The 18,244-nt window shown below is 66.0% G+C and carries 17 protein-coding genes and 1 tRNA gene; 8 read left to right on the top strand and 10 right to left on the bottom strand.

From position 1 onward, the window contains the following. Together tssB and OIK44_RS00200 are read right to left on the bottom strand one after the other, a co-directional pair. The gene (tssB, locus tag OIK44_RS00205) at positions 1 to 510 is read right to left on the bottom strand and encodes a type VI secretion system contractile sheath small subunit (RefSeq protein ID WP_273668634.1); all 510 of its coding nucleotides are present in this window, start codon (positions 508 to 510) and stop codon (positions 1 to 3) included. Positions 511 to 557: 47 nt separating this feature from the next. Next, complete coding sequence (locus OIK44_RS00200) at positions 558 to 1,142, bottom strand: tetratricopeptide repeat protein (protein ID WP_273668633.1); 585 nt, start codon at positions 1,140 to 1,142, stop codon at positions 558 to 560. A gap of 297 nt (positions 1,143 to 1,439) precedes the next feature. Between OIK44_RS00200 and tssJ the strand changes: the two genes are divergently transcribed. The 3 genes from tssJ (at position 1,440) to OIK44_RS00185 (ending at position 3,862) form a co-directional block, all read left to right on the top strand. After that, a complete protein-coding gene (tssJ, locus tag OIK44_RS00195; RefSeq protein ID WP_273668632.1) occupies positions 1,440 to 2,015 on the top strand; it encodes a type VI secretion system lipoprotein TssJ in 576 nt (191 codons plus the stop codon). 87 nt (positions 2,016 to 2,102) lie between these two features. Further along, positions 2,103 to 2,882, top strand: a complete 780-nt coding sequence (icmH, locus tag OIK44_RS00190) for a type IVB secretion system protein IcmH/DotU (RefSeq protein WP_273668631.1) — start codon at positions 2,103 to 2,105, stop codon at positions 2,880 to 2,882. 29 nt (positions 2,883 to 2,911) lie between these two features. Continuing rightward, positions 2,912 to 3,862, top strand: coding sequence for an RpnC/YadD family protein (locus OIK44_RS00185; protein ID WP_273668630.1), 951 nt, complete (start codon positions 2,912 to 2,914; stop codon positions 3,860 to 3,862). Between the two features lie 99 nt (positions 3,863 to 3,961). Here the strand turns inward: OIK44_RS00185 and OIK44_RS00180 are convergent, their stop codons facing one another. The 4 genes from OIK44_RS00180 to OIK44_RS00165 form a co-directional block, all read right to left on the bottom strand. Beyond that, positions 3,962 to 4,747, bottom strand: coding sequence for an OmpA family protein (locus tag OIK44_RS00180; protein WP_273668629.1), 786 nt, complete (start codon positions 4,745 to 4,747; stop codon positions 3,962 to 3,964). Beyond that, entirely contained in the window at positions 4,744 to 5,745 is a 1,002-nt protein-coding gene (gene tagF, locus OIK44_RS00175; protein ID WP_273668628.1) for a type VI secretion system-associated protein TagF, read from the bottom strand. Before tagF ends, OIK44_RS00180 begins: the two co-directional genes overlap by 4 nt. Further along, on the bottom strand, positions 5,742 to 9,503 hold the full coding sequence (tssM, locus tag OIK44_RS00170; RefSeq protein ID WP_273669761.1) for a type VI secretion system membrane subunit TssM: 3,762 nt from the start codon (positions 9,501 to 9,503) through the stop codon (positions 5,742 to 5,744). The genes tagF and tssM overlap by 4 nt, the downstream gene beginning before the upstream one ends. Positions 9,504 to 9,654: 151 nt before the next feature. Further along, positions 9,655 to 10,494: a M15 family metallopeptidase gene (locus OIK44_RS00165; protein WP_273668627.1), complete on the bottom strand. Its 840-nt coding sequence runs from the start codon at positions 10,492 to 10,494 to the stop codon at positions 9,655 to 9,657. Between the two features lie 96 nt (positions 10,495 to 10,590). Here OIK44_RS00165 and OIK44_RS00160 point away from each other — a divergent pair, with 96 nt between their 5' ends. The 4 genes from OIK44_RS00160 to OIK44_RS00145 all read left to right on the top strand — a co-directional run bounded on the left by OIK44_RS00160 (position 10,591) and on the right by OIK44_RS00145 (position 13,671). Next, positions 10,591 to 11,289 (top strand): hypothetical protein, encoded by a 699-nt coding sequence (locus OIK44_RS00160; protein ID WP_273668626.1) that lies wholly within the window; start codon positions 10,591 to 10,593, stop codon positions 11,287 to 11,289. Positions 11,290 to 11,573: 284 nt separating this feature from the next. Further along, positions 11,574 to 12,410, top strand: a complete 837-nt coding sequence (locus OIK44_RS00155; RefSeq protein WP_273668625.1) for a universal stress protein — start codon at positions 11,574 to 11,576, stop codon at positions 12,408 to 12,410. 226 nt (positions 12,411 to 12,636) lie between these two features. Continuing rightward, a complete protein-coding gene (locus tag OIK44_RS00150) occupies positions 12,637 to 13,026 on the top strand; it encodes a hypothetical protein (protein WP_273668624.1) in 390 nt (129 codons plus the stop codon). Positions 13,027 to 13,362: 336 nt separating this feature from the next. Further along, positions 13,363 to 13,671 (top strand): hypothetical protein, encoded by a 309-nt coding sequence (locus OIK44_RS00145; RefSeq protein WP_273668623.1) that lies wholly within the window; start codon positions 13,363 to 13,365, stop codon positions 13,669 to 13,671. A 634-nt stretch (positions 13,672 to 14,305) separates the two neighbouring features. On the opposite strand, the gene OIK44_RS00140 is transcribed toward OIK44_RS00145, so the two are convergent. Then, a tRNA-Asn gene (locus OIK44_RS00140) sits at positions 14,306 to 14,381 on the bottom strand. Between the two features lie 168 nt (positions 14,382 to 14,549). On the opposite strand from OIK44_RS00140, the gene OIK44_RS00135 reads away from it, so the two are divergent. Next, positions 14,550 to 15,062, top strand: a complete 513-nt coding sequence (locus OIK44_RS00135; RefSeq protein ID WP_273668622.1) for a GNAT family N-acetyltransferase — start codon at positions 14,550 to 14,552, stop codon at positions 15,060 to 15,062. A gap of 17 nt (positions 15,063 to 15,079) precedes the next feature. On the opposite strand, the gene OIK44_RS00130 is transcribed toward OIK44_RS00135, so the two are convergent. From OIK44_RS00130 to OIK44_RS00120, 3 genes are all read right to left on the bottom strand, one after another. Then, positions 15,080 to 15,949: a hypothetical protein gene (locus tag OIK44_RS00130; protein WP_273668621.1), complete on the bottom strand. Its 870-nt coding sequence runs from the start codon at positions 15,947 to 15,949 to the stop codon at positions 15,080 to 15,082. 88 nt (positions 15,950 to 16,037) lie between these two features. Beyond that, positions 16,038 to 17,339, bottom strand: coding sequence for an NCS2 family permease (locus OIK44_RS00125; protein ID WP_273668620.1), 1,302 nt, complete (start codon positions 17,337 to 17,339; stop codon positions 16,038 to 16,040). Between the two features lie 470 nt (positions 17,340 to 17,809). Continuing rightward, the gene (locus tag OIK44_RS00120) at positions 17,810 to 18,133 is read right to left on the bottom strand and encodes a hypothetical protein (protein WP_273668619.1); all 324 of its coding nucleotides are present in this window, start codon (positions 18,131 to 18,133) and stop codon (positions 17,810 to 17,812) included. Between the last annotated feature and the right edge of the window lie 111 nt (positions 18,134 to 18,244).

Below are 18,244 nucleotides of genomic sequence, written 5' to 3'. Positions count from 1 at the left end.
TCAATCCTCCTGTTTCGCTGCGTGGGGCGTGAGGGCGGACAATTTGTCGGTGTTGCCGAGCACCTCGCCAAGGATGTCCTCCAGCCTGTCGTTGCCGGCCAGTTTGTTGCGCAGGTCGGCCAGCTTGGTGCGCGCGGCCAGCAGTTTGCGCAACGGCTCGACCTGGTTGACCACGGCTTCCGGGCGGAAGTCGGCCATCGCCTTGAAGCGCAGCTCGACCTCGAAGCTGCCGCCCTCGGCGCCAAGCAGGTTCGGCACGCGAAAGTTCAAGGCCGGCTCGACGCCGCCCAGTACCTCATCGAAATTATTGTGGTCGATGGCGACGAATTTGCGTTCCTTCAGGCGCTTCTTTCCGGCATCGGGATTACCGCCGAAGTCGCCCAGCACGCCAACGACAAAGGGCAGTTCCTTGTTTTCGGTGGCACCGCCAACCTCGACGTCATACGTCATCTGCACCCGCGGCGGGCGCACTTTCTGCAGGCGTTTCTGAATGCTTTCACCTTTGGCCATGACAACTCCATTCACATTAAGGGGGACCAGCCAGGCTGCTGCCGGACTTACTTGCTCAAGCCGCTAAACGGGTCGGCGCCGCTGCCCTGCAGCGTGGACTTGGCCGGCGCGGCGGGCGGCGCCGGCCGCTTCGGCGCCGCCGCCCGCCTGGCCGCGCTCGCCACGCCCGGCGGCGGCACCAGCACCTCTTCGCCCAGGCTGGCGCGCAACAGCTTGGCCAGCTCCTGCGCCTCCGAACGCAGCGAACCGTTCAAATTGTTTTGCCGCGTCAGGTCGGCCAACGCCCGGCTCGACAGGCGCAGCCCGCTGACGGCGAGAATGCTGTTGGCCAACTTGTCGTCGGGGTCGCGCTGCAGCGCCTCCAGCGCATGCTGGATGGCGTCGCCGTAATGGTTGCGGTCGAACTTCATCTGGGCCATCTGCAGCCACGGCGCCTTGTCGGCCGGGAAGGCGCCGCCGGCCCCTTTCAGCAGCGCCAGCGATTTATCGTACTGCCCCGCTTTGGCGGCGACGTCGGCCTCGCTCATCAGCTGTTTCAGGGTCGTGGAGCCCGAACGGGGGCCATCGGTGCTGGCACAGGCGGCGAGCAGGAAAACGCTGACCACGCAGGGCAGCAGGGAGCGAAGCTTCATAGGGTTTCCTCTTTGTTGAAAAAAGGCAGGTCTTGGTGGAGGCAATTATTGACCGGGCGGTTTTATGGCCCGTTGCGGTGAATCAGCAAACAATTAGTTCCGCTAATACCGGGGCATTTTCATTAGAAGGGCTGATGCAGCGCAGAGTCCGTGCGAACGGCGAGCGCGCCCGATCGGCGGGGCGGGGGAGAACTTGCGCGGGCGCAAAAAACGCCACGGCCATCTCCGGTTAAATGGCGACAGCCCCGCCCCTCCACCCGGATGGCGGCTTGCCTCCACCCGTCCGAGGTAGCGAATATGCATCCCCTCTTGCCATGCCGCCTCGCCCTGCTCGCACTGCTGGCTGCGCTGGCGGGCTGCGCCGGCGGCGCGGCCGGATCGCTGGCCGGCGCGGCGCTGGAGCTGGTCGGCATCAGGAAGCCTGTCGAAGTGCCCGACGCGCAAAAACCGCCGCGCCATGTCGCCATCAAGCTGTACGCCGGCGCCAACCTGAACAGCGATGCCGGCGGCCAGCCGCTGGCCCTGGTGGCGCGCATTTACAAGTTGCGGCAAACGGCCGCCTTCGAGCAGGCGCCCTACGACAGTTTCCTCAGCGCGCAGCGCGAGCGCGAGCTGCTCGGCGCCGATTTGCTGGAAGTGAAAGAGGTGCTGCTGGTGCCGGGCCAGCGCTATGAAGTGCTGGAAAAAGTCAGCAAGGAGGCGTCTTTCATCGGCATTGTCGCGCTATTCCGCGCGCCGGCCGCGCAGCGCTGGCGCCTGGCGTTCGGCGCCGCCGAGGCCGAACAATCGGGCATCACGGTGGGCGTCAACGCCTGCGCGCTGAGCGTGGGCGCCGGTTCGGCCGGCGGCGGCGCGACGGTGCGCTGCCGCTGAGGCCGACACATATTTCGGGGAGCGGAAGATGCGGATACGATCGAAGAACATGCGGGGACGGCGGCGCCAGAGGCGCGCGGCGGCGCCATGACGAACCGGGTCGAACGGCGCGCCGCGCCCTCGCTGCTGGGTCCGCGCGGCGCCGCGCCGGCCGCCACGCGCGGCGGCTCGCTGCTGGACTTGATGCACGAGGGTTTCTATCTGCTGTTCATGCTGAAGAACGGCGCGTCGCCGCCCTTGGGCGACGACGCGTTCATGCAAAAAATCAGCCCCTTCCTCGCCGAATTCGACCGCGAAGCGAAAAAACTGCGGGCCGAGAGCGAGGACATCGAGGCGGCCAAATACGCCTTCTGCGCGGCCCTCGACGAAGTCATTCTCAGCTCGACCTTTCCCGTGCGCGGCGAATGGGAGCGGCGCCCGCTGCAACTGCTGCTGTTCGGCGACCAACTGGCCGGCGAGCACTTCTTCGACCGCCTCGAAGAGCTGCGCGGCAAGGGCGGCGCGCGCCTGCAGGCGCTGCAGGTGTTCCACATGTGCCTGCTGCTGGGTTTTCAGGGCAAGTACGCGATACACGGCGGCGAAAAGCTGAACTACCTGAGCGCCCGCCTGGGCGACGAGATCGCCCACATCAAGGGCAAGAGCCGCGGCTTCGCGCCGCGCGGCGAGCGGCCCGACCAGGTGATCCACAAATACCGCGGCGGCCTGCCGCTGTGGGCGCTGTCGAGCCTGTTCGCGCTGATCGCCGTGTGCGCCTACTGGGGCTTGAAGTCCTCGCTGACGCAGGACACGGTGAACGCGATGGCGGCCTACGCGAATCTGGTGCAACTGGCGCCGCGTCCCGCCCATCTGACCATCACCCTGCCTTAGCCTCCGCGTCCGGCCGCCGCCCCCCGTTCATGGTCCGCGCCAAAGACGACTACGACACGCCCTGGAAGGACGCCGTCACGCGTTATTTCCCCGCCTTCATGGCGTTCTATTTCCCCCTGGCCTACGAGCAAATCGACTGGTCGCGGGGACATGTTTTTCTCGACAAGGAATTGGCGCAGGTGGCGCGCGACGCCGCGCTGGGCAAGCGCCTGGCCGACAAACTGGTGCAACTCAGCTTGCGCGGCGGCGGCGAGCAATGGTTGCTGCTGCATCTGGAGGTGCAGGGCCGCCGCGAGCGCCGCTTCGCCGAGCGCATGTTCACGTACAACTACCGCATCTTCGACCTGTATCGCCGGCCCGTCGCCAGCCTGGCGCTGCTGACCGACGACAGCGCGGACTGGAAGCCGCACGCCTTCGGCTACAACTGCTTCGGCTGCAGGATGGGCATTGATTTTCCTATCGTCAAATTACGCGATTTCGCCGGCCGCCCCGAAGCATTGCTGGCCGACGCCAATCCCTTTGCGCTGCTGACCGCCGCCTATCTGGCGGCGCGCGACACCAAGGGCAAGGCCGAGCGGCGCGCGGAGGAAAAATGGCGTTTGCTGACACTGCTCCTTGAGCGCAACTGGGACAGGCAGGCTATCATGGACTTATTGATGGTGATCGACTGGATGATGTGGCTGCCCAAGCCGCTTGAGCGCGCGCTGTGGCAGCGCATCGGCGAGCAGGAAAGGAGTCAGAAAATGCCTTATATTTCATCCATTGAACGCATCGGACTGGAACGCGGCCGCAAGGAAGGACGATTGGAAGGACAAGTGCTGATGTTGAGCCAGTTGCTGGCCGAGCGCTTTGGCGCCTTGCCCGCGCCTGTGCAACAGCGGCTTGCCCATGCGACGGCGGCTGAGCTGAAGGCATGGTCCAAGGCTTTCGTGCGCGCCCAGACGCTCGACGAGGTGTTCATGCCGGCTGCTGCCGGCTAAAAATGCATCGTTACTTTTCGAGCCCTGGCATAAGCTGCGGCCGCGGCGTCGATACCGCCAAATAAGGTGCCCCGCGCACGAACAAGACCGGCGGCCCGCTTACTGCGCGATGCGGAATTCGATGCGGCGGTTGCGCGCGCGCCCGTCGGCCGAGCCGTTGTCGGCCACCGGCCGGTCCGGCCCCTGCCCCGACACCGCCACCAGTTCCGGATTGATGCCCCTCATCGCCAAATAGCCGCGCACAGCCTCGGCCCGGGCCAGGCTGAGTGCAACGTTGCTCTCGCGCAGGCCGCTATTGTCCGTGTGGCCAATCACCTCGACCTTCCTGCTCTTGAGCTTTTGCAACGCGGCCGCCATCTCGTCGAGGATGGCCTGGCCCGACGCCGTCAGCGTCGTCTTGCCGATGTCGAATTCGATGATGCGCCGCGCCAGCGTCTCGTCCAGCAGGTTCTGTTCGGCGGCGCTGACGCGCAGGCCGTTGTTGACCGTGTAGGTCGGGTTGAGCCGGGTGGCGATGTCGCTGGCGATCTGCTGCCGCTGCGCCTCGTTCGCCACCTCGCCGCGCACGCTGACGTTGTTGCCGTCGATTTTCAACTGGCCGCGCGTAATCAGCTTCAGGCTCGGATTGATCAGCTTTTGCACGTAGCCGCTCCAGTTCGGCGGCATCGCCACGCCGCCGACGGCGATCTGGTCGACCACCTGCTCGGCGCCGTACAACTCGCGCAGCCGGGCCAGCACGGCGGCCTTGCTGGCCTCGTCGGGAACCGTGCCGTTGACGAGGATCTGGCCCGGCTTCGGCGTGGCCGGCGCCGGCACCTGGGCCAGCGCCGCGCCGCCCAGGCCGGCGGCGCAGAGAAAAAAACCGTGCAGCGTATGCAGTTTCATCGGCCCTCCGGCGGCGCACAGGCAAAGGTTTCATGGAACAGCTCGTGGGCCGAGCGCAGCGACAGCTGCGGCCGCGCCAGGCAAGCCGCCAGTTGCTGCAGGCGGGCGTCGGCGCGGACGCGCTCGTCGACCCACTCCATGGACTCGAAGTCGATGTGGCGTTCGATCCCGGCGGCCGGGTCGATGATCGCCAGCAGCGTGTGCGGATCGGCGCCGCAAAAGCCGATCACCATGACCGCCCCGCCCTGCCGCTCGGTGAAAAACAGCGCCAGCTCGAAATCGGCCTGCTGCAGGAAGGGCGCGATCAGGTGCAGCCAGAAGGCGGCGACGAGGCAGCGCCGGGCGGCGTCGGCCGGCACCGGCAGCACCAGGCTTTTCTCCAGCCGGGCGGCGCCGTTATCGCGCACCGCCTGCAACAGCAAGCCCAGCGCCATGATCAATTGCCGCGCCGGACCGGCAAAGCCGGCCGACGCCAGCATGGCGTCGAGGCCGGACAGGGTGTGCCGCTCGGCGAAGGCGGCGAATTCCCCGTCGTGGCCCGCCCCGTCCGGTTCGACGTCGACGACGCCGGCGGCCAGCGCCAGCAACGCCGGGCCGGGGTCGGCGGCGGCGCCGACGGCGCCGGCCAGGCTGTCGAGCCGCTGCCACAGGCCGGCCAGCGCCAGCGGGCTGCGCGCCACGAAGCGGGCCGGCTCGCCGACGTCGAGCGCGCTCATCGCCAGGAAGGGGAAACGCCGCTGCGACTGGTCGCTGCTGGCGGCGATGCGCCCGGCGATGGCGCACCGGCTGCGCGTGCCGACAAAGGCGAACTGCAGCGGGCGCATGGCGTCGTAGAGCAGTTTCCAGCGCGGCTCGGCCTTCAGCAGGTTCATCACCTCGGCCAGCCACTGGTCGAGCAGCGTCACCAGCGCGGTGTTGCCGCACGCCTTGATGAAGTCGCCGTGCGCCGGCAGCTTGCCGAAGTAGCCGATGCGCACCCGCTGCGGCGCGCGCTTCACGGCGCCGCTCCGCCGGCGCCTGGCGCGGGCGCCGCCGGGGCCGGCGCGGCGCGGCCGACGATCGCCTCCGGCAGCGTCATGCCGCGCCAGCCCTGCTGCTGCGGTCCGGCGTCGTCGCCGCTCGCCTCGGGGTTGCTGGTGATCTTCAGGTCGAAGGCCACCGAGACGTTGCCGCTGCTCCAGCGCAGCTCGTAGACGCCGCCCTCCTTGCGCTTCTTGCTGGCGGCGTCGATCATGCGCTTCAAGCCAAACTGGCCGGGCTCGTTGAATAGCTCGACGCTGCGGCCGTCGAAGGTGATGGCCGTGATGCGCGCGCCCGGCGTGCCCTGCGTGCCGGGATGCACCATGTTCACCCACTGCGCCGGCGTGTTGCGGTAGCGCAGTTGCTGGCCGTCGATCTCGACCGTGTACTCCAGCGTGCCGGGCGCGGCCATCGGCTGGATCTGGAACACCGTCTGCACCGGCCCCGCCGCGCCGGCCGCGCCGCCGGCCCCCAGCGGCGCGATCCAGCCGGGCAGGCGCGCCACCACCTGCGGCGACAGGCTCAGCCCCATGTCGGCCCAGGTCCGGGCGGCCAGCACGTCGCCGCGGCGCACCACCAGCGGCCCCATCGCGCCGGTGACGAATTTGGCGATCAAGCCGTCCGGTCCGAAGAACTGGCCGATTTCGGCGCTGCCGGCCTCGATCCGCGCGGCCGGCGCGAACGGGTACTTGTTCGCCAGCGACTTCTGGAAGGGCTCGTACACCTGGGCCAGCCAGGTCTTGTTAAGGTCGGCCTCGGCCGGCGCGACGATGACGGCGAAGGTTTGCATCAGCGGGCGCACGAGGATGGGCCGGATCGCCTGCCGCTGCGCGTCGCTCATGCCGGTGAGCATTTGCTCGTCGACGTACTTGAGCGCGTCGGCCAGCTCCGAGCCGCTGCCCTCCAGCGTCTGCTGCATGAACTGCCTGGCGCCGGGGCCGGGATCGCCCTGATTCTTCAACAGGTTCAGGCGGCTGCGCAGCTTCGACAGCGCCTCCATATACGCGCGCATCAGCGAGGCGTCCTTGTCCCTGGGCGCGACGAGGCGGGCGACGCCGGCGAACTCGCGCCCCACCGCGCCCATCGGCCGGGGCGCGTCGGCCGCGCCGCCCAGGCTCACGCTGACGTTCACCGGCGCCGGCGCGCGCCGCAGGAAGGTGTCCCTGAACCAGTTGGCGACGCCGCCCTCGGCCTTGCCCAGCTCGGCGGCGGCCAGGCTGGGGTTGTCCCACGACGTTTCATGGTAAATCGCCGCCAGCAGCTTGGCCAGCGGCGACGACTGCGGGTCGCCCAGCCGGTTCATCGCCAGCACGGCGCCGTCGAAGCCGCGCATCTCGCTGACGGCGACGCCCTGGACGAAGCGCTGCCACTCGCGCGCGTAGTCGGCCTTGTACAGCTCGACCAAGCCCTTCTGGATCTGCTCGGGGCTGCCCTCCAGCGTCAGGTCGTCCCTGGCCGCGCTCTTGAGCACCCAGTCGGCGCTGCGCAGCTCGCCGTTGGCGGCCTCGCGGAAGGCGCCGTCGACGAACTTCTCCCACGCCTGGCGCGTGAAAGTGCCGGCGATCGCGTAACTGCCGGCCAGCAGCGCCTGGTCCTGCTCGCCGACGATGCGCGCCACCGTCATCGGCGCGAAACGCGTCGCCGCGCGCGCGCGAATGTCGGCGTAGACGCGCTCGCGCGCCGGCATGCCGCGCACGACCCGGCGCAGGTTCTCGCGCGCCTGGTCGACCAGCGCCAGCTTGAGCTCGACGCGCGGCCACGACGGGTCGCCCATCTGCGCCAGGTAAAAGCTCAGCAGCCGTTCTGCGCTGCGGATCAACTGCTCGCGCGGCATGGCGCCGCGGTTGCTGTCGAGCCAGCCGCGCCAGAAGCGCGCCAGTTGGTCGTTCAAATGGCTGGGTTCGGCATGCGCCTTGTCGACCAGCATCAGGTACGCCTTCAGCGCGTTGTAGGCGTCCTCGACGTTGGTGGGCGAAGCCTCCTGGAACTGCCGGCCGGCCGGCAGCGGCGCCGGCGCGGCGGCCGGCGCGCGCGGCGCCGCCTGCAATTGTTCGGCGTTGGCGTTCATCTCCGCCAGCAGCGCCTCGATATTGCCCGTCACCGGTTTCAGCATCACTTCGCGCACACCCGAGAAATACTCCTCGCGCAGCTTGCGTTCGAGCAGCTCGCCCTGGTACAGGCCCATGCGCAGCGACCACGGCCGTTCCACGCGATACTTGTCCAGTTGCTCGATGCGGTCCTGCAGGATCTCCAGCGCCTCCAGCCGCGACTGCAAATCGAGGCGCTTGTCCTGCAGCCGCACCACCTTGTCGAGGTCGGCCTGCACATGGGCCAGCAGGTGGCGGTTGCCCAGGTAGGACCAGCTCCAGCCGCCCAGGCAGGCGCCGAGCGTGAGCGTGGCGCCGAAGAACACCGCGTATTTCAGCTGCACCTTGTACTTGCTGGCGTAGTTCGACACCAGATACTTGTCGGCGAAGACCACCTTGCGGAACAGGTCGAGCAGGAAGTAACCATACTGGCGGCCGCTGGCGGCGGCCGGCGGCAGCGCCGTGTAGTCCAGCGCGAAACGCTGCACCACCTGCTTCGACGAGGCGCTGACCGGCTCGCCCTCCTGCAGCGCGCTGGTGAAGTAATAGCCGCGGAAGACGGGTTGGAACTGGAACGGGTTTTCCTCGAACAGGGTGGCGATGAAGACGCGCAGCGCGCCCTTCAGCGCGGCGAATTCGAGGGGGAAAGTGAACACGCCGGGCGGCATGCGCTCGCGGCGCCGGTGCGCCATGTTCGCCAGGCTCATCTCGGTGAGGCCGTCGTGCAACTCGTCGAAGCTGTGGTCGAAGAAGGCCAGCAAGTCGACGGCGCCCACCTTGCGCTTGTAGGGCATCGTCGCGCCCCACACGCGGTCGCGCTCGCTGCGTTCGGCCTCGGCGAAGAACTCGCCGAAGCCGGCGACCAGGTCGGCCTTGGTGAAGACGACATACAGCGGCGCGAACACTTCGAGGCGCTCGACGACGTCCTGGACCCGCTTGCGCAGGCTGCGCGCCAGCTTGCGCCCGACGTCGGCGTCGTCGCCGCCCAGCTCGGCGACGCTGACGGCGATGAGGATGCCGTTGATGGGCGCCTTGGCGCGGTGGCGCTTGAGCAGGTCGAGGAAGCCGAACCACTCGGCGCGGTGCTCGTCGAGGACCGCATAGCGCCCGGCCGTGTCGAGCAGGATGCCCTCGGTGGTGAAGAACCAGTCGCAATTGCGGGTGCCGCCGACGCCCCGCACGGCGCTGCTGTCGGCGAAGGGGAACTCCAGGCCGGAATTGCTGATCGCGCTGCTCTTGCCGGCCGCCGGATTGCCGATGATCATATACCACGGCAATTCATACAGCGCGGCCGTGCCCGACACCTGGCCCAGCTTGGAACTCTTGATCGTGTCGATCGCCTGCAGCATGCCGTCGCGCAGCAGGTTGAGCTCGTCGCGGGCCGGCTCGCCGGGACCGGCCGCGGCGGCCTCCGCCTCGGCCTCGCGGCGCATGGCCAGCTCCAGCTGCTCGGCCTCGCGGCGCGCGCGGCGGCGGTGCCACCACCACAGCAGCGCCCACGCGGCGCCGGCCAGCGCCAGCGCGGCCAGCGCCCACAACGCGCCGATTTCCAGCGCCTCCGCGCCCAGGAAAAGGAAGGCCGCCAGCGCCAGGCAGGCGAGCACGCTGAGATTGCGGGTATCGGTCAAGAACTGCCAGATTCGTCGCATCATGGGATGGAGGAGAATATCGACGGTGGATCGGTGGCCCGGCTGCGCCAATGATGGTGACACCAATAAAGCGGGGCTTTCTTGAGCTGTGACAACGATCATGGCGGGGCCGCAGACGGGCGCCGCGCCCAGACACTACAATGTGACAAGCTCATTTTCCCAGCACGCCAGGCTGCCGCAATTCCGTATGGCCGAAATCCATCATCGTCCAGCGCCCGCCCCAGTGCAGGCCGAGCGATTCGGCCACCTCGCCGTAGAGGCGATAACCGCGCATGGCCCAAGGATCCTTTTCCGAAATGAGCAACTTGCCATCCCGAAAAAACGCGCAATCGGCCGCCAGGCCGTACTGGTGGTAGCTTTGGAATGCCTTCGCATTGCTCACCGAGGGGCCGGCGGCGGCGAGCATGTTTTGCCGCGCCGGGCTGCGGTAACCCTCCAGCAGCGCCATCTCGTAGCCGTACCTGTCGCGCATGATCTTAAACACCAGCAGCAGGCGCTGGCCGAAATGCTGATCGAGCAACTGCCAGTTGCGGCTGGCGCCGCCCAGCAGCGGCCGCAACTGCGTCACCTCCAGCGTCGTAAACACCAGCGGCGGCGGTGCCGGCGGCGGCACCAGCTGCTCGCCCATCAGCAAGTCGCTGAGCTGGACATTGGCGACGCGGCTGCCGCCGTCGTAGCTGCCCAGCATGCTCCCGCCGCTGGCCAGCCAGGCCAGCAGCGGCGGCAGGCCCAGCAGCAAGACGGCCGCCAGCGCGACCCAGCGGTGCCGCGCCAGCGCCTGCCAAGCCCGCGCCAGCGTCGATTGCGCGGCGCAGCCCAGCGCGCCGGCGCGACCGGCGCCGCCGCGATGCCAATGCCCGGCCCTGCGCTGGACGCGCAAGCCCAGATTGGCCATCGACTGCAGCACCAGCTCGCGCCCGCCGGGAAATAGCAGCAGCCAGGCGGCAAAACAGGCGAGCAGGAAATACATCAGGACCAGGACGATCAACATGGCGCGCTCCGCGAAATGGTTCAGGCTGGGGACGGCTTCATGCTATGCCGATGCCGGCGGCGCATGGAACGCTACATCAAGTTTGGAGGTGATATTTTGCAAGCGACAAAACCGCCTGAGCTGCTGGGCAAGTCGACGCCGGAGCCGGCCGACCACAGCCGTATTCTGGCCAGCCTCGAACACGGCGCGCCCGTGCCGCAACGCCCCCGCCCCCGCCTTGGCCGCGGCGGCGTCGCCGCCCTCGCGCTGCTGCTACTGATAGGCGCGGGCTGGCTGGGCTACCGGCACGCCAGCGCACCGCCGCCAGACGGCGTCGAAGCCAGGCGCGCCGCGCCGCCTCGGGAACAGCCGCAGCCCGTGGCGGCGCTGCGCGACATGCCGGCACCGGCCGCCATCGTCAACGATGCGACGGCGGCGCCTCCCGCGCAGCGGCCCGCCGCCGCGCCGGACAAGGCCGGCACCGCGCCCGCCAGCCAGGCGCCGGCCGCGCCACGCGCACCAGCCCGGCCGCGCGTGGCGGCCGCCGGAACAAGCGCACCGCCGAAAAAGGCGCCGGCGTCGGCCGCCGTGCCGCCCGACAGCGACGTCGCCCTGCTGACGGCGCTGGTGGCCCACGTCAACAAGCAAGACGCCGGCGGCGCCGCCGGGACCAACCGCGACGTCGTGCTGCGCGGCGCGCACGACACCACCGACAGCCTGCTACAGCGCTGCAAACAGCTTGGCGTCATCGAAGGCATGCTGTGCCGCTCGCGGATCTGCGCGGGACGCTGGGACAACGATCCAGCCTGCAAATAAACGCACGGCGAAATGTACAATGCGCCGTCCAGCCCAACGACAAGACCAGCTATGCCGCTCACAATGTTACGGCTCCTGCGTTCCCGTCTTAACGCGCTACCTGCGCCAACTGCACTGCCGAACTTCTCTTCCGTCTGGGCAGCGCCTACCCGCGCGCCTGAGGCAGCGCAGCATCCCTTGACGCCGCACAAGCGCACCGCAGAATCGGCCGGGCGCCGCGCGGCGAGGCGCTACTCTACAAGCCGGGTCGGCATCGCTGACACGCTGAAAAAAGGAGCTGCGCCATGCCATACAAAACCATCCTTGTCCATGTCGACCAATCGCACCAGACGGCGACGCGCATCGACCTGGCGCTGCAACTGGCGGCGGCCGACGGCGCCCACCTGATCGGCGCGGCGTCGACCGGCATCTCCGCCTTCCTGCACCAGCACGTCGGCGACGCCGGCGCGCCGTCCCTGGCGCCCTACCTCGACATCCTGCGCCAGCGCGCCGACGCCGCACTGGCGCAATTCGAACAGCAGGTCCGGCGCGCCAACGCCACCTCGTTCGAACTGCGCCGGATCGACGACGAGGCGGCGCCCGGCATCAGCCTGAGCGCCAGCTTTTGCGACCTGGCGATACTGGGGCAAACCGATCCCGGCCAGGCCAACCAGCTGCTCGGCCCCGACTTTCCCGAATACGTCGCCATCCACTCCGGTTGTCCGGTACTCATCGTGCCCTACGCCGGCGCCTTCGCCAGCGTCGGCGCCCACGTGCTGGTGGGCTGGAACGGCAGCCTCGAAGCGCGCCGCGCGGTGCGCGACGCCTTGCCGCTGCTGCGGCGAGCGCGGACGGTGGAGCTGGCCGTGTTCAATCCGCGCCAGCAGGACGACGCGCACGGCCAGCAAGCCGGCGCCGACATCGCGCTGCATCTGGCGCGGCACGGCGTCGCCGTCAGCGTCCGCGAGGAGGCGGGCAACGGCGACGTCGGCGAGGCGCTGCTGTCGCTGGCCGCCGACAGCGGCGCCGATTTGCTGGTAATGGGCTGCTACGGCCACGCGCGGCTGCGCGAAGTGCTGCTGGGCGGCACCACCCGCACCGTGCTGCAAGCGATGACGGTGCCGGTGCTGATGGCGCACTGACAGGCGATTCAATAACCGGGTGAAACCCCGTTTTCACTCGGTTTGCTGTAGCACAAACCCGCTGTTGAAATGCCGCCGCCCCCGCCTAGGATTCCGTTTTTTCCGCCCTAGAATAAATTACTACTTTGCCAAGGCAAGGCAGGGCAAACCCCATCGGCTGGGCAGCGCAGGATGGGGCGTCAGGCATCCCGACGACATGCGGGGCGAACCACAGCGAGGCGATATCATGGACATGAAAAAAGAACATCGGGCAGGCAGCAATCTGGCCGAAACGATCACCGACCTTCCGGCGATCATGAAAGGTCCCGACAACATGGTGGAGGGGGCGGACGAGCAAACAGCCAACCTGTCCCCCGCCGCGTTCACCACCTATTACACGTGGCGGGCCAACGGCGTGTTCCGCGCCGTGCGCTTCAACAACACACGCGTGACGGCCAATTCCCGCGTCCTCCTCAACATCAGCGAGTACAGCAGCGACGCCCAGCACCGCTTCATCGGCGCCGCCCGCATGGCCGTCTACAACATTGCCCCGTTCAATGGCGGCTTCTTCGCCTGGGTCGAAATTTCCTGGGGCAGTCCGCTCAACGTCCGCTTCGACGTGTTTGTCGATCCCTGAGCATAGGCAAGGTGCTGGCGCGCAACGGCGCGCCGCAATAGAAAAGGGCCACAGTTTGACGTGTGGCCCTTGGCATTCTGGCTCCCCAACCTGGACTCGAACCAGGCACCTACGGATTTACAGTTGTACGTTGATGCCTTAGGATGGAATTGACGTCATCCCAATCTCCGTAAAATCAAGCAGTTCTGACGTAGGCCCGGTTCGCCGCAGACTCATACCGGTCAGTATGTGGCCGTTGTCATCGAACTCCAAATAAAGAAGTTCTACTTGTTAATTTGGAATTTCTCCCTACACTTAAAAATTACCGTTCATCCCGTTCAACGTAAAGGAATTGCTATGAGCATTCTTGTTCAGTACGAATTTCGTCCACTGCCCGGCAGCAATTTCATCAATCTGATAGAAAGCGTCAAGGTCGTTGCTGCATTGTGGCGTAAGTACGGTGCAGAACCATCGTTATGGAATGTGAGCGTTGGCGAAGTGGGGAACTTGTCATTCACAGTCCCTTTTGCAACATATGCCGAGTATGGCACATGCATGGACGCACTGACTGCCGATCCTGATTTCCGCTTGTGGCAGACGCAGAACTCGGATGCTGGAAATGGGCAGTGGATACGCAGCAACCTGTATCGTCATATGTCAATTTGAGAAACGTCGCCAGAGTGCATGTGCGGTGCTACGGGCTCTATCACATTGGCGATTACCTGACGAATTTTGATGGCCGAACTGAGCTTCCATCAAGCTGATTGGAGTTGTCAGAACAGGGTTCGCTGGGCGCGCATTGCACGCGTGATTGGCATGCTGCTCCTGAACCACTCTTCATCGTAGCGCAACAGCCATCGAAACGATTGCAGTGCGAGCGCAACGTAAGACATCTGGTTGCCAAACGGTTTGTGGACCTGAGTCACATGCTCGTGGAGCTGGATACCAGGTCACGGACTTTTCATTGACGTGGAACGAAGGCACAGTTCACGTGCTTGTGATCTTGGAGGACCGGCAGCTAGCCGCAATGGTGGCAGCCGGCGCTGCGAGAGTGGATGAAGCAGTGGTCAAGGCCGAAGTTAGGGCGCCAATTGTTGCCTACAGTACCAGCAGCGACTTCGTTCTAGGAGTTCTTACACGACAGTTGATAAAGTGAAAAACCAGGTCCGCACCGGCGCAGGATCACGACCAACGCTCCTTGCTCAGGGCAATCCATAAGCAAATATTACCCAACTGGATAATATTGGTAATAGGCCATACGAAAACGGCCCCGCGATTGCTCGCGGGGCCGCTTGTATTCTGGCTCCCCGACCTGGACTCGAACCAGGGACCTGCGGATTAACAGTCCGTCGCTCTACCAACTGAGCTATCAGGGAAAAGAGGCCGCATTATATACGCCGGATTTACGCTTGTCCAGTTCGCATCCATCCACCGTTACGCGACGATTCCGCCACTTGCGCCTAAATTTGATTGCATGGCGCGGCAAACGCAGGCAGGATAGTAAAACATCAACACCGTTTCCATCCTTCTGCGCGGAGCCGACCTTGCTTACCCTACCTGCCCCATTGCACTTGCGCAGCATCCGGGACGACGATCAGGCATTTCTCGACGCCCTGTACGACTCCACCCGCGCCGACCTGAAGCAGGCTGGCGGCGATCCCGTCTTCGTCGAACAACTGATCAAAATGCAGCAAAAAATGCAGGCGCACGGCTACCGCATCATGTTTCCGGATGCGCAGTATCTGCTGCTGGAAAGCGACGGCAAGCCGATCGGCCGCATCGTGCTGGACCGCGACGCCCGCTCCGTCCGCCTGGTCGACATTGCCATCCTGCCGACCGAGCAGGGCCGGGGCGTCGGCAGGACGGTGCTGTCGTCGCTGCAGTGCTGGGCTGCGGAGCGGCAAATGGAGCTGCGCCTGAGCGTCAGCAAGGACAATGGCAAGTCGCGCCGCCAATACCTGGCCCTGGGCTTCGAAGTCACCTCGTCCGATTCCGTGCACGAGCAAATGCGCTGGAGCGCCACGGTAAACGGGCCGGCGCCGCTGACGCGCGCCTGAAGCGTTGCGGCAGAAGCCTAGGTGCTGTTTTGCCTCGCCTCGCGCACTGCCATTTCCTCTTTCAGCGCCTTGATCTTCGCCGCCATCGCCACCCTCTCTTGCCGCCATTCATGCGTGCGGACGTGCGCCTTGGCCCTCAGATAGTAGGCATAGGCGGACATGACCCGGAACAGCCCAAGCGAAATGATCAGCCCACAAATAAACATCAGCAGATATTTTGCCAACAACAAGATCATGTAAACAAAAAAACAGGCCGCCGAAAGCAGGCCGAACACCAACACAGCACGCAGCCACAGCGGATATTCAGCGAACTCGCCGCCGGTGTTTTTCTTACTTGCCAGCCATTCGCTGATGAAGGGCGCGCATGCGGTAAAAACACCACCCAGTCCTATCACCAGATCAAGCAGGGCACTCCACCATGGCAAACCGCCTTGCTTGCCTTCGCTCTCAGGTTCCACGCCGAAGATGATCGACACAGGCCGCAACACGTTTGTTCCGTCCGCGCCGGCCGCTCCCCGCTTACCCGGCTCGCCTGGTTCGCCGCGCGCGCCCGCGTCCCCCTTGTCGCCCCTGTCGCCCTTGGCTCCGGCATCGCCCTTCTCCCCGGCAACTCCCTGCTCGCCGCGCTGCCCCCTGGCGCCGGCCAGTCCCGGCAATCCGGCCGGACCGCGCGGCCCGGGGACGCCCCTCTCGCCATCGGCTCCATGCTGGCCGGGTGTGCCAGTCAATCCCCGCTCGCCCCGCTCCCCTGCCGCGCATTTATCGCATTTAAGCGGCGTCGCGGCGAAGTTAAGCGTCGATGAATTCTCGTTCACCGACGAAGGCCCGGGCGACTTGCAGCCAGCCAGGATGATCACACTAAACAGGTACGCCAGCGCATATTTCATGCAATGCTCCTTGCTCCATACTGGAGGGAATGGATCACACGCTACGCGACATGGGAAAGCTTGTCAAATAAGTATTCCGCGCCGCAAACTAGCCGGCGCCGAGGTAGATAAACTTGAAGAGGAACAGGCCGGAGATGAGCGCCGCCAGCGCCGACACCTGCTTGATGCGTCCCGTCGCCACTTTCAGCACGACATAGGTGATGAAGCCGAAGGCGACGCCGTTGGCAATCGAATAGGTGAACGGCATGATCAGCGCCGTGACGGCGGCCGGCACGCTTTCGGTCGAGTCCTCCCAGTCGATGTCGGCCAGCTCGCGCAGCATCAGGCACGCCACATAGAATAGCGCCGGCGCCGTCGCGTAGGCCGGCACGGTGCCCGCCAGCGGCGCGATGAACAGGCAGGCCATGAACAGCACGGCGACGGTGACGGCCGTCAGGCCGGTGCGTCCGCCGGCCTGCACGCCCGCCGCGCTCTCGATGTACGCGGTGGTGCTGGAGGTGCCGAGCACGGAGCCGGCAACGATGGCGGTGCTGTCGGCCAGCAACGATTTGTTCAAGCGATCCATTTTGCCGTTTTTCAGCAAGCCGGCGCGGTTCGCCACGCCCATCAGGGTGCCGGTCGCGTCGAACAGTTCGACCATGAAGAACACCAGCACGACGTTGACGATGCCGACCGACAGCGCGCCCATGATATCGAGCTGGAACAGGGTCGGCGACAGCGACGGCGGCGCCGAGACGATGCCCTTGAATTCGTTGCCGGCGAACAGGAAGCTGGCGATGGTGACCGTCACGATGCCGATCAGGATGGCGCCGCGCACCCGCAGGCGGTCCAGCGCGACGATGACGAAGAAGCCGACGATGGCCAGCAGCGGTGGCGCCTTGTGCAGGTCGCCCAGGGCCAGGTAGGTGGCCGGGTTAGCGACGACGATGCCCGAGCTTTTGAGGGAAATGATCGCCAGGAACAGGCCGATGCCCACCGTAATCGCCGTGCGCAGCGATGGCGGGATGGCGCCGATGATCATTTCGCGTATCTTGAACAGGCTGACGAGGATGAACAGGCAGCCGGAAATGAAGACGGAGCCGAGCGCCACCTGCCAGGGAATGCCCATGCCGATGACGACGGCGTAGGCGAAGTAGGCGTTCAAGCCCATGCCCGGCGCCAGGGCGATCGGGTAGTTGGCGTACAGGCCCATGATCAGCGTGCCGAGGGCCGCCGCCAGGCAAGTCGCGACGAACACGGAATCTTTCGGCATGCCCGCATCGCCGAGGATGGACGGGTTAACGAAGATGATATAAGCCATCGTCAGGAAGGTCGTCAGACCGGCCAGCAGCTCGGTGCGCACGTCGCTCCCGCTTTCCTTCAGCTTGAAAAACTTCTCCAGGAATTGCATGTAACTCTCCTCATGATTATCACAATCCTCGCGCCCTGCGTGGCTGGCCTGCCGCACGCCAGGCGGGTGATGTGATGTCGCGCACAGCGGCGGATAGCGGATGCTGCCGGCCGGCATATGCGGTATTGCGATCTGATGATGCTGACGCCTGCGGCGCTGGCGCGCGCGGGTGGCCGACGCAAGCCGGATTGTGCCCGGTCCGGTGCCCCTGTTCCGGGCCAAGGTAGGCCGCGGGCCCGCATTATCCCTCACCCGGCGCCCCCGCGTCCAAAAAAATACAGCGTCGGCCGCCCGCGCTGGCAATCGCATGCAATTTTTGAGCGCCGCAATGGAGTCGAATGGAGGAGCGGGCAGCGCCGATGGCGGGGAAATTCGCCCCACGGGCGCAACGGGGCCGAGCCGCCGCGGCGCCGCCGCGCTGCCCGCGGCCGTTTACTGTTGGGCTTGCCTAACTTGGCGGCATCAGGGGATCAGAAATTCAGGGCCGACGTGCCATCGGCGAAACGGGCATCGTAGCAACGCGTGCACTGCGCGCAATACAGGTGGGCGGCGCGCACATCGCTCTGGCGCAGCACGAGTTTCAAATGGACCCCCTTACACTCGGGGCAGGTTTCACGCATTTCGCCATAGGTGCGTACGCTGTCGGCGACATAGACATCGTCGCGCCGCTCGGCGACCACGACGGCAAGGGGATCGATTTCTACCAGAACCAGCGGCGGCATGTCCGTTGTGGCATTTCGGTGCTCGGCGGCCGTCGGCGGTCGCGCCGGGCGACACTTTTCATCTTGCTCCATGTTTGCTCTCCTGTTGCTTCAGGACACGCCGCTGAGACGAAGGTATTATGCGGCTAGGGAAGTTAACCTTAGCCAAATAACGCCCAAGCCGCAAGCGCAACATGCGCAAAA

The organism is Janthinobacterium fluminis (assembly GCF_028595325.1).
GTDB lineage: Bacteria > Pseudomonadota > Gammaproteobacteria > Burkholderiales > Burkholderiaceae_D > Janthinobacterium > Janthinobacterium fluminis.
The sequence above is the reverse complement of the archived record's forward strand: the minus strand, read 5'-3'. Positions and strand labels throughout refer to the sequence as shown.

Excerpts from the sequence above, each read along its gene's own strand:
- OIK44_RS00165 (WP_273668627.1), bottom strand. The coding sequence starts at position 10,494 with ATGTTGATCGTCCTGGTCCTGATGTATTTCCTGCTCGCCTGTTTTGCC.
- OIK44_RS00155 (WP_273668625.1), top strand. The coding sequence starts at position 11,574 with ATGCCATACAAAACCATCCTTGTCCATGTCGACCAATCGCACCAGACG.
- OIK44_RS00125 (WP_273668620.1), bottom strand. The coding sequence starts at position 17,339 with ATGCAATTCCTGGAGAAGTTTTTCAAGCTGAAGGAAAGCGGGAGCGAC.
- OIK44_RS00145 (WP_273668623.1), top strand. The coding sequence starts at position 13,363 with ATGAGCATTCTTGTTCAGTACGAATTTCGTCCACTGCCCGGCAGCAAT.
- tssJ (WP_273668632.1), top strand. The coding sequence starts at position 1,440 with ATGCATCCCCTCTTGCCATGCCGCCTCGCCCTGCTCGCACTGCTGGCT.
- OIK44_RS00200 (WP_273668633.1), bottom strand. The coding sequence starts at position 1,142 with ATGAAGCTTCGCTCCCTGCTGCCCTGCGTGGTCAGCGTTTTCCTGCTC.
- tssB (WP_273668634.1), bottom strand. The coding sequence starts at position 510 with ATGGCCAAAGGTGAAAGCATTCAGAAACGCCTGCAGAAAGTGCGCCCG.
- OIK44_RS00185 (WP_273668630.1), top strand. The coding sequence starts at position 2,912 with ATGGTCCGCGCCAAAGACGACTACGACACGCCCTGGAAGGACGCCGTC.
- OIK44_RS00130 (WP_273668621.1), bottom strand. The coding sequence starts at position 15,949 with ATGAAATATGCGCTGGCGTACCTGTTTAGTGTGATCATCCTGGCTGGC.
- OIK44_RS00120 (WP_273668619.1), bottom strand. The coding sequence starts at position 18,133 with ATGGAGCAAGATGAAAAGTGTCGCCCGGCGCGACCGCCGACGGCCGCC.
- OIK44_RS00180 (WP_273668629.1), bottom strand. The coding sequence starts at position 4,747 with ATGAAACTGCATACGCTGCACGGTTTTTTTCTCTGCGCCGCCGGCCTG.
- OIK44_RS00150 (WP_273668624.1), top strand. The coding sequence starts at position 12,637 with ATGGACATGAAAAAAGAACATCGGGCAGGCAGCAATCTGGCCGAAACG.
- icmH (WP_273668631.1), top strand. The coding sequence starts at position 2,103 with ATGACGAACCGGGTCGAACGGCGCGCCGCGCCCTCGCTGCTGGGTCCG.
- tssM (WP_273669761.1), bottom strand. The coding sequence starts at position 9,503 with ATGCGACGAATCTGGCAGTTCTTGACCGATACCCGCAATCTCAGCGTG.